A 9,819-nucleotide genomic window follows, 5' to 3' on the forward strand; every position below is an offset into this window, starting at 1 on the left:
CGCGACGATGCAGGTATCTCGATGGAGCGCACGACGCTTAAGAGGTAACCCGTTGTTCGGAAGCCCTGATTCGGGACCGCTGCGCACCAAGGGGTTCCCGGAATTCCTCGACGTCGACGCGTTGCTGGCGAAGGGCTGGACCCCGCTGGCCTTCCAGCAGTTCGTCATGAAGATTCACAGTCGCTGCGACCTCGCCTGCCGCTACTGCTACGTGTACGAGATGGCCGACCAGAGCTGGCGCGACCAGCCGCGCAGGATGTCCGAGGCCATCGCCGACCGCGCGATCGAGCGCATCGCGGAGCACGCCTCCCGCCACGACCTGCCGGAGATCGACGTCATCCTGCACGGCGGAGAGCCGCTGCTCGCCGGCCCCGAGCTCATCGCCCGGGTGGTACGCGGCGTGCGCGGCGCGGTGGACACGGGCACGAGGGTCAACGTCACCATCCAGACCAACGGGGTCCGGCTGGACGAGGCGTACCTGCGGCTGTTCGAGTCACTGGAGATCCGCGTCGGCGTGAGCCTGGACGGCGACGCGGAAGGCCAGGACCGGCACCGCCGCTTCGCGAACGGGCGCGGCAGCCACGCCCAGGTCAGCGAGTCGCTGCGGCGGCTGACCGCAGGCCCGTACCATCACCTGTTCAGCGGCATCCTGTGCACGATCGACGTGCGCAACGATCCGGTGCGGACGTACGAGGCGCTGCTGGAGTTCGACCCGCCGGCGATCGACTTCCTGCTGCCGCACGGCAACTGGGGCGCCCCGCCGCCGTTCCGCGAGCCTGGCTCGCCCGCGGCCCCGTACGCCGACTGGCTGATCCGCGTCTTCGACCTCTGGTACGACAGCCCGGTCCTGCAGACCGAGATCCGCCTATTCAGGGAGATCATGCGGCTGCTGATGGGCAGCCACTCGCGGGCGGAGATCGTCGGGCTGTCGCCGGTGCGCATGGTGGTGATCGAGACCGACGGAAGCGTCGAGCAGTCGGACATCCTCAAGAGCGCCTACGACGGCGCGCCCGAGACCCGGCTGCACGTACTCCGCGATCCGCTGGACAGAGCGCTGCTGCACCCGTCGATCGTCGCCCGCCAGATCGGCGCGGCTGCGCTCTCGGAGACCTGTCACCGTTGCGAGATCATGTCGACCTGCGGCGGCGGCATGTACGCGCACCGCTACAGCCCGGACACCGGCTTCGCCGAGCCGTCCGTCTACTGCCCCGACCTGTACCGGCTGATCAGCCATATCGGCGACCGATGCGCGCGGGACGTGGCGCGGCTGCGAGGAGCCGGGTGAGGCCGGCGCCGCACCACATCTCCGGCGCCGCGTTCTCCGGGCTGGCCGCGGGCGCCGGAGGCGCGCAGGCCGTGGCCGAGCTGTGCGCGGCCCAGGCGAGCAAACACCGCCTGCTGGTGCGCCTGCTCGTGGATCAAGCCGGTGACGCCCGCGTGTCCCGCGCTTACGAAGCGCTGGCGGAGATGGAGACCGCGGCCCCGGAGGAGATCGGCCGCTGCCTGCGCCACCCCGCCGTGGGGGCGTGGGCCCTGCTGGCCTGCCGCGGCCAGGCCGACCCGGCGCGGCTGGCGGCGGTCGCGCTGGCCGCGGCCGTGCGCACGCGCACCGCCTGTCGCCTGGAGACGCCGGTCCGCGGCGGCACGCTGACGTTGCCCTCGCTGGGCCTGCTGACCCTGCCCGAGGACGTGCCGGACGGGGCCGAGATCTCCGTCGAGCCGGCGGACGGCGGGGCGGAGCTGCGCGCCGGCCGTCACGTGCGCCGCCTGGACCTCGCAGGTGACGGGCCCGGCTGGCAGGTCCTGCACCGCGTGCCGTTCGGACCGGACGTGGTCATGACCGTCGACGACCTCGACCCTTACCGGTGGCCCGGCGACGACGTCGACGGGCGGCTGACGGACGAGCGGCGGCAGCTGTGGGCCTCGTGCCTGCGCGAGGCGTGGAAGGTGCTGCAGACCCGGCACTGGACGGTGGGCGGGGAGATCGCCACGGCCGTGTCCGTGCTCACGCCCGTCGTCACGCGCTCGCTCGAGCAGCACAGCGCATCGGCGCGGGACACGTTCGGCACGATCGCGCTGTCCGACCCGATCGACGGGATGGGGATGGCGCTCACCCTGGCGCACGAGCTGCAGCATGCCAAGCTGTACGCGCTGAGCGACGTGGTGGCCCTGACCCTCCCCGACGACGGCCGCCGCTTCTACGCACCGTGGCGCCCGGATCCGCGCCCGCTGTCGGGCCTGCTGCACGGCGCGTACGCGCACGCGGGCGTCGCCGGCTTCTGGCGGCGGCACACGGACGACCCCGATGACGGCGAGCGGGCGCAGGTGGAGTTCGCCCGCTGGCGCGAGGCCTCGTACCAGGTCACCGGGACGCTCCTGGACAGCGGCGCGCTGACCGAGGCAGGCACGTGGTTCGTCGCCACGCTGCGTGACACGCTCGGCCGGTGGCAGGCCGAGCCGGTCACACCGGCCGCCGAGGCTCAGGCCCGCCGTCAGTCCGAGCGTCACAGGAGCGCCTGGACCGGCGACCAGGCTTAGATGGGCGGCGGGTCGAAGTCGCAGTTGAGCCGCTGACCGGCCAGCAACGCGAGCGCGTCGGGGTGCTCACGTCCCATGACCTGCTCGAAGCGCTGCGTCGTCACCGCCCGCAGCTCCCTGGCCTCCTCCTCCGCGCCCGTGGCCTCCAGGTCCAGGCACAGGTTGGCGGCGCAGAGCAGGCTGAGGTAGTGGTCGGGGGTGAAGAACGTCTGGATCCGCCGGTAGTTGTCCTCGCCCAGCGCGCGGGCCTCGTCGTGCCTGCCCAGCGCCGCCAGGTCGTTCTGCAGGTTGATGGCGCAGCTCACGGCGTAGTCGTGGTCGCGGCCCACGCGTTCGCTGAGACCGGCCAGCGCGGCCTCGTCCATTTCCGCCGCCGTGGCCGGGTCCCCGCTCAGCCGTTTGAGCAGCGCCAGGTTGATCGTGGCCGCGTGGGTGAACGGGTGCTCGGTTCCGAACACGTCGGGGTAGTGCTGGAACGCCCGCTGCGCCATCTCCAGCGCCTCTTCGTAGTCGCCGCTCGCGCGCAGCGCGTTGGACAGGCCCAGCGCGGCCGCCATGGTCTCCGCGTGCCCGTCTCCGAACAGCCGGTTCAGCCGGGTGTGCGTGTCCCGCATGAGCTCGAGTGCCTCGGCCAGCCGGCCGCTCCTGCGCAGGGAGATCGCGTAGTCCTTGGCCGCCAGGATGGTGTTGGGGTGGTCGTCGCCGAGCTGCGCCACACCGTAGGTGTAGGCCTCCTCGGACATGTCGGTCGCCACCTCGAACTGACCGCTCAGGCGCACGGCACGGCTCAAGTTGGTCCATGTCGACAGCAGCAGGCGCCGCCCGGCGCCTTCCACGCCGCTCCGGTAGAGGTAGATCTGCTGGAGCAGCTTCTGCGCCTGGTCGTATTTGCTCGTCAGGGTGAAGTCGGTTGCCAGGTTGTTGCGGGCCTGCAGGGCCAGGTTGTCGTTCTCGCCGTGGAGACGTGCGTAGATCTCGGCGAGGTCGGCGTCGATCTCCTGCGCCCTGGCGAACTCGCCACGACCGCGCAGCGCGCCGGCGTAACCGTTCCTCGCCCACAACGTCTCGGAGTGCTCGGGGCCCAGGGACTCGATCATCGCGTCCACGGCCTCGGACATGAGCTCGTCCGCCTTGGCGTACTGGGTCAGCGCCAGGTTGACCAGGCCCTGGTGGACGCGGGCGACCAGCACGTCCTTGTGCCCGGCGCCGCTGGTCTGCGTCCACTTCGTGATGTACTCGGTGAGCAACACCTGCGCCTGCTGGTAACTGCCGCGCACGTACAGGTAGCGCACGAGGTCGAGGGCGAACTTGCGGACCGACGGCTCCCCGCAGTCCATCACCTCCGACGGCTCCAGATGGGCGGCCAGCTCCTCGAACCGGGCCCAGGTGCTCGTGTCGTCAGGGTCGCTCGGCGCGGTGCCCGACAGCAGCAGATGCACCTCGTGGCGGAACTCGGCGCGGTCCTTGTCCGGGGTCTCGTTACGGAGCAGTGCCTGGTTGAGCCGGTGGACCTGGAGCGTGCGGGTGGACGGCTCGACCTTGACCAGGGCCAGGCGCTCCAGGTGGCTGAGCGCGTTGGTCAGCACGATCGGGTCGGACAGGATGGACGCGAGCCGCGGGCCCACGACCCGGTTGCCGCGGCGGAAGACGTCGCGCGGGATGGGCTCGGGGCCGAAGAACGCGCAGCAGCGCAGCACCTCGACCGCCTCGGGGATGCGGTCCTGGAGCTGGGAGACCGACAGTTGCCAGGCGGCGGTCATGGACTGCGGGTAGGTCGGCGCCTTCTCCAGGCTGAGCAGCCGGCTCGTCTGCTCCTCCAGCAACCCGAGGTATTCCTCCACCGACATCAGCGTCCTGGCCAGCAGGGCGGCGGCCTGCTCCAGCGCGAGCGGCAGGTCACCCAGCTTGTCCGCCAGCCGGTCGGCCTCCACCTCGCTGATCGCGTCCTTCAGCCGCCTGCGCAGGAACGCCGTGCTCTCCTCACGGCGGAACACGTCCACCTGGATGGTCGGCTCATGGTCGCTCCAGTGCGAGTTGCGCGAGGTGATGAGGACGTGGCCGGGCCCTCTCGGGATGAAGTCCTTGATGTATTCGGGCTCCTCGGCGTTGTCGAAAATGACCAGCCAGCTCCTGTAGGGCGATCCGCTCTCCAGCGTGCGCAGCACCGCCTGGGTGGCCTGCTCCACACCGGTGCTGGTCGCGGGCGGCAGGCCCAATGCGGAAGCCATGCCCGCCAGCACTGAGGGCACCAGCATCGGCTGGTCCGCGGAGATCCACCAGACCAGGTCGTAGTGGGCGCGGTACTGCCAGGCGTACTCGATCGCCAGCTGAGTCTTGCCGACGCCACCGAGACCCTGTAACGCCTGAGGCTGGGCGACGACGGCGGTCACGGTGTTGATGCTCTTCCTGAGCGCCGTCAGAAGGTCCTTGCGGCCGGTGAAGTTGGGATTGCGTTTCGGAACGCGTTCCCAGACCTTCGGTCCCTGCGCTGGCACGGAATTCTCAGCCACGTCGGTCCTCCGCTTCACGCCCGAAGAGAGTAGAACCCCATCCTAGAGGTTGATTAGTCGTCGTGTTTATCACAGAATCATAATAAGAATCTTGCCCGATCCATGATCGAGCGAAATTCGGAATGCGCCTGCACATCGTCCGGTATATGGCTGACCGAAAATGGATGGAGCGCACATGCGTGACGGACAGTACGGATCGACCCCGCTGGTGGACGTGGCCACCGTCTCCCTTCGCGACCTGCGCGACATGAACAGCGCCGCGCTGCGGGCTGCGATGGCTTCGTGCCTGGCCGACGACAAGGAGCAAATGGCCGCTTTCCAGAGCGCCATCTAGCGGGAGCCATCTCATATCCATCCGGCCGGCGAGACCTGAATCGGGCACACGTCCGGACTGCACTTTATCTCTCCGGGTGGGTGTGCTGACCACGTCGCACGTGCGAAGATATCGCCCACCGTGACCGTCGCGGCGGAAATGTGCGGCGAATGCGACAGCGGATGGGATCGGCATGGTGACTTCCGGCATGAGCGGACAGCAGGCGACGCCGGCGCCGTATCAAGGCTTGCGCGCCTTTCGGCCTGAACACCGTCACAAATTTTTCGGACGCGATGAAGAGTCCCGCGAACTACGCAAACTGTGGCAGGCGCAACGGCTGACCGTCCTGTACGGCGCCTCGGGCGTCGGGAAGACCTCGCTGCTCCAGGCGGGTGTCATACCGCTGCTCGCCCCGCACACCGCCGATGTGCTCCCCCTCGGCCGGGTCACGCACGGATCGGACTTCCCGCGTGCGGCGCTCCCCCCGCACAACCCGTTCGTGCTCGCCCTGCTGATGTCGTGGGCGCCGTCGGTGCCGCCCAACCGGCTCGCGGGCATGACCATTCCGGCGTTCCTGAAGGCGCGGCCGGTCAAGCGGGACGCCTACGGCGAACCGGTCAACACGCTGGTGGCCATCGACCAGGCCGAGGAGCTCTTCGCCGGTGGCCGGCAGCGGCTCTACCGTGACTGGTTCTTCGGTCAGCTCGCCGAGGCGTTACGGGCCGACCCCGGGCTCCGGCTGCTGGTCTCGATCCGCATCGACCGGCTGATGGACCTCCTCCCGTACGAATGGCAACTCGCCGACGACAAGGACTCCTCAGGTGAGCCGGAGTCCGATCTGGAACGGTTCCCGTTGGAGCCTCTGAGCTTCGACGGCGCGCTGGAGGCCGTCCGGGAGCCGGTCAAGGGCACCGGGCGCACGTTCGCCCAGGGCGCGGCCGAGCAGGTGGTACGCGACCTCATCAGGATCAGGGCGCGCACGAACGGCCGGCAGGCGGAGGGAGTGGAGCCGGTCCAGCTGCAGGTGGTCTGCGAGTCCCTGTGGCACTCCATGCCGCCGGCGGCCACCGAGATCACCACGAGGGACGTGCACCAATACGCCGACGTGGCGCTGTCCGAACACTACGAGAGAGTGCTCAGAGGGGTCGCCGCCGAGCGGTTCGACGGAGACGATCGCCGGGTGCGAACGTGGTTGCGGCTCACCTTCGGCGACCGGCAGCCGGTCAGGCAGAACACGATCAGGAGCGCCGGAATCGGCAGGAACGTGATCGCCCTGCTGGTGAAACGGCATCTCATCAGGGCCGAACAGCGCATGGGCCGGGGCTCGTACGAGCTGGCGCACGACCGGCTGCTCCAGCCCGCCGAGCCGGGTGACTGGCCGGCCGACACGCCGCCGCCGGTGCTGGGGCCCGAGGACTTCCTCCGCGAGGCCGAGGACGCCCTGCGCGAAGGCGATCTCCCGCAGGCGGCCAAACTCGGCGAGGAGGCCATGGCCCGCTCGCAGGAGAACGACCTGCGGCTGCGCGCGCGGATCTCGTCGATGCTCGGCAACGTGGCCTACGAGGCCGGCGATCTCCAAAGCACCGTCACCCACTACAGCGAGGCCGCCAAGTCCTTCGAGGCCGCCGGTGCGGTGGCCGCCGTGGGGCCGCTGCTGACGGCCATCGGGCGGCTGCGGCTGGCGCAGGGCTCCCCCGCCGACGCCGTACGCGAGCTGCACGCCGCGATGGTCCGCGTGCCCGCGGACCTCACGATCCAGACGGAGCTGGCCTGGGCCCTGTGGCAAGGAGGGCACCTGGACGCGGCCCTGGGCGTGCTCAATGGCGTGCTCGACCAGGAAGGCAACAACACCGACGCCCTGCTCAGCCGCGGCCAGATCCTGGCCGGCATGGGCGAGGCCCGCGCCGCGCTGCGCGACCTGAACCGGGCCAAGCCGCTGCGATGGCCGTTCGCCAAGGCCGCGTACGCGCTCGCGCTCGCCCAGACCAACGACCTCGAACAGGCTCAGCAGGAGATGATCGAGGTGCTGGCGGAGAGCCCGGACCACGATCCGGCCCTGGCGCACGGTCCGCTCCTGCTCTACGCGGCCCAGGTGGAGCAGCTGGCGGGCAAGACCCTGTCAGCCGTGCGTCTGGCCGAACGTGCGATCTCCGCTCAGGGGCCCGCTCTGCCCGACCACATGGCCGAGGTCGCCAGAGAGCTGGCCCGCGCCCGGTGACGCGTGCCGTTCCGGGCCCTCGGGCAGCAGATCGGGCAGGGGCGGGGTGAAACGCTCACGGAGCGGGGTGCCGGTGAAGAGCACCGCCGCGAACAGCATGACGACGAACAACACCACCGTGCCGCCCGTCACGCCCCACCAGCTGACCAGGAGACCGCCCAGCGGCGCGGCCAGGCAGAGCGCTCCGTGCGACGACAGCCGCGAGACCCCGACCACGCGGGCCAGCGTTCCGGGATCGATGTTGTTGACCTCCACGGCCCGGATCGCCACGTTGCTGAGCGCACCGCCGAACCCGACGGAGAAGAACCCCATGGCGAAGAGCGGCCGGGCGCCTGTCCACGCGCCCACGGCGGCGAGCAGCAGCGCCACCACCCAGATCCAGGTGTGCACCCGCAACACCGACCGTGTGGGATGCCGGAGATAGGCCACGGCGGAGCCCACGGCCCCGCCCACTCCCGACGAGGCGAGCACCAGCCCGATCTCCACGGACGGCATGCCCTGCGAACCGGCGACGAAGACCATGATCAGCGCGTTGACCATCAGATTCGTGAAGGTGATCAACATGATCGAGCCGCCGAGAAACGGCTGGTCGATGAGCGCGCGGAAACCTCCGGGCAGCTCCCGCAGCAGGGAGGAGCGGGTGGAACGACGTCTGGGCTCGCGGCGCAGGCCCACGAACAACCCGAAGGAGATCGCGAAGAGCACGGCGTTGAGCGCGAACGGGATCGCTCCGCCGACCCCGAAGAGGTATCCGCCGAGCGGCCTGCCCGCGATCGAGGCCAGGTGGCTCGCGGCCTCGCTCTTGGCCAGCGCCTGCCGCATCATGACCCGCTGGACCAGACGTGGCAGCAGTGCCGCCTCCGCCAAGGTGTAGAGCACCCACAGTGTGCCTTCGAGCGCCGCGGCGCCCATGAGGAACGGCAGCGACGGGCCGCCGTACAGCATGGACACGAGCACGGCCGTCACGGTCAGCCAGCGGCCGCCCTCCGCCAGGAGGATGATCCGCCGAGGCGATACGCGGTCGACGAGGAGCCCGCCGGGGAGGTAAAAGACCAGAATGGGGATCGTCAGCGCGAAGCCCGCCCAGCCGGCCGCGGTCGGCGAGCCGGTCTGCGCCAAGGCCAGGAGCGGGTATGCCACGCCAAGGGTACGCATGCCGACCGTGGAAATGGCCGAACCCGCCCACATGAGGGCAATCCTGGCGCCTTTCGATGGCGGGCCTGGGATATCGGGCGACCGATCGGCTGTCTCGTCCACGCCCCCCGCCTCGACCTGTGCCTTTCCGGACCCGACTTTATGGTCACGGGTGAGGTCGAGCATGGCGACAACCCGCCTCTTAGTGGGGAAATAGGGACTGCATGGCAAGAAATTACAGCCGGGGCTGGTGGGAGTATAGGGGAAAGATCATGCGAGCACCCAGCTAAGCATCTTTCGGACCGACCGCAGACCGCATTTGCGAGAAGTTAATGCCTGAACCGTGTGGCAGATCATCTCTCGCCCGTGGTGTGATCTTAAGGTGGTGTCAAGCAGTGATGAGCACCATATGTTGACCTTTGCCCGGCTAAGCCATGACTTGGCGGCGCTGGAGGTCAGGGCCGGTCAGGTGCTGATGGTGCACTCCTCGCTGAAGCGTCTCGGCCGTACCGAGGGCGGGGCGGCCACGGTCGTCGCCGCGCTGCGGCGACTGCTCGGCGACGAGGGCACGCTCGTGGTTCCCTCCGGCACGTCGAGCAACTCCGACACCTCACGCCTCTACCGCACCGCGGTTGCCGGGATGACTCCGGAGGAGGCCGCCTCCTACCGCTCCCGCATGCCGGCCTACGACCCGGCCACGACCCCCTCCGACCTGATGGGCCGGATCGCCGAGCACGTGCGTACGCTGCCGGGGGCGCTCCGCAGCGCGCATCCGCAGACGTCCTTCGCCGCCGTCGGCCCGCGGGCGGCCGAGATCATCGAGGGGCACGCCCGCGACTGCCTGCTCGGCGAGAAGTCGCCGCTCGCCCGGCTGTACGACGCCGGTGCCCTCGTCCTGCTGCTGGGCGTGGGCTACGACAAGTGCACGGCCTTTCACCTGGGCGAATACCGCTACACCGACCGCCCGCCGCGGCGCGGCTACCGTGCCGTGGTGGACGACGGGAACGGGCGGGTGTGGTGGGAGTTCGAGGACGTGGCCGTGTACGACGGCGACTTCGCCGCTCTGGGCGCCGACTTCGAGCAGACCGGCGCGGTGCGGGTGGGAC

Annotated in this window: 7 protein-coding genes; 5 read left to right on the forward strand and 2 right to left on the reverse strand. The window is 69.8% G+C overall.

Going from position 1 to position 9,819, the window contains the following annotated elements:
- Positions 1 to 52 precede the first annotated feature (52 nt).
- Together ETD86_RS29050 and ETD86_RS29055 are read left to right on the forward strand one after the other, a co-directional pair.
- On the forward strand, positions 53 to 1,285 hold the full coding sequence (locus tag ETD86_RS29050) for an FxsB family cyclophane-forming radical SAM/SPASM peptide maturase (RefSeq protein ID WP_246148365.1): 1,233 nt from the start codon (positions 53 to 55) through the stop codon (positions 1,283 to 1,285).
- A complete protein-coding gene (locus ETD86_RS29055; protein ID WP_170223326.1) occupies positions 1,282 to 2,538 on the forward strand; it encodes an HEXXH motif domain-containing protein in 1,257 nt (418 codons plus the stop codon). Before ETD86_RS29050 ends, ETD86_RS29055 begins: the two co-directional genes overlap by 4 nt.
- Here ETD86_RS29055 and fxsT read toward each other — a convergent pair.
- Entirely contained in the window at positions 2,535 to 5,048 is a 2,514-nt protein-coding gene (gene fxsT / locus ETD86_RS29060) for an FxSxx-COOH system tetratricopeptide repeat protein (RefSeq protein ID WP_246148367.1), read from the reverse strand. The genes ETD86_RS29055 and fxsT overlap by 4 nt on opposite strands.
- A gap of 175 nt (positions 5,049 to 5,223) precedes the next feature.
- On the opposite strand from fxsT, the gene fxsA reads away from it, so the two are divergent.
- Entirely contained in the window at positions 5,224 to 5,382 is a 159-nt protein-coding gene (fxsA, locus tag ETD86_RS29065; RefSeq protein ID WP_170223327.1) for an FxSxx-COOH cyclophane-containing RiPP peptide, read from the forward strand.
- A gap of 187 nt (positions 5,383 to 5,569) precedes the next feature.
- Positions 5,570 to 7,579: a tetratricopeptide repeat protein gene (locus tag ETD86_RS29070; RefSeq protein WP_138669369.1), complete on the forward strand. Its 2,010-nt coding sequence runs from the start codon at positions 5,570 to 5,572 to the stop codon at positions 7,577 to 7,579.
- Here ETD86_RS29070 and ETD86_RS29075 read toward each other — a convergent pair.
- Complete coding sequence (locus tag ETD86_RS29075) at positions 7,481 to 8,899, reverse strand: MFS transporter (RefSeq protein ID WP_138669371.1); 1,419 nt, start codon at positions 8,897 to 8,899, stop codon at positions 7,481 to 7,483. The two genes, ETD86_RS29070 and ETD86_RS29075, sit on opposite strands and share 99 nt — an antisense overlap.
- Positions 8,900 to 9,122: 223 nt before the next feature.
- Between ETD86_RS29075 and ETD86_RS29080 the strand changes: the two genes are divergently transcribed.
- The coding region (locus ETD86_RS29080) for an AAC(3) family N-acetyltransferase (RefSeq protein WP_138669373.1) at positions 9,123 to 9,819 on the forward strand (697 nt) is incomplete at its 3' end.

Source organism: Nonomuraea turkmeniaca, assembly GCF_005889735.1.
GTDB lineage: Bacteria > Actinomycetota > Actinomycetes > Streptosporangiales > Streptosporangiaceae > Nonomuraea > Nonomuraea turkmeniaca.

Excerpts from the sequence above, each read along its gene's own strand:
- fxsA (WP_170223327.1), top strand. The coding sequence starts at position 5,224 with ATGCGTGACGGACAGTACGGATCGACCCCGCTGGTGGACGTGGCCACC.
- ETD86_RS29070 (WP_138669369.1), top strand. The coding sequence starts at position 5,570 with ATGAGCGGACAGCAGGCGACGCCGGCGCCGTATCAAGGCTTGCGCGCC.
- ETD86_RS29075 (WP_138669371.1), bottom strand. The coding sequence starts at position 8,899 with ATGCTCGACCTCACCCGTGACCATAAAGTCGGGTCCGGAAAGGCACAG.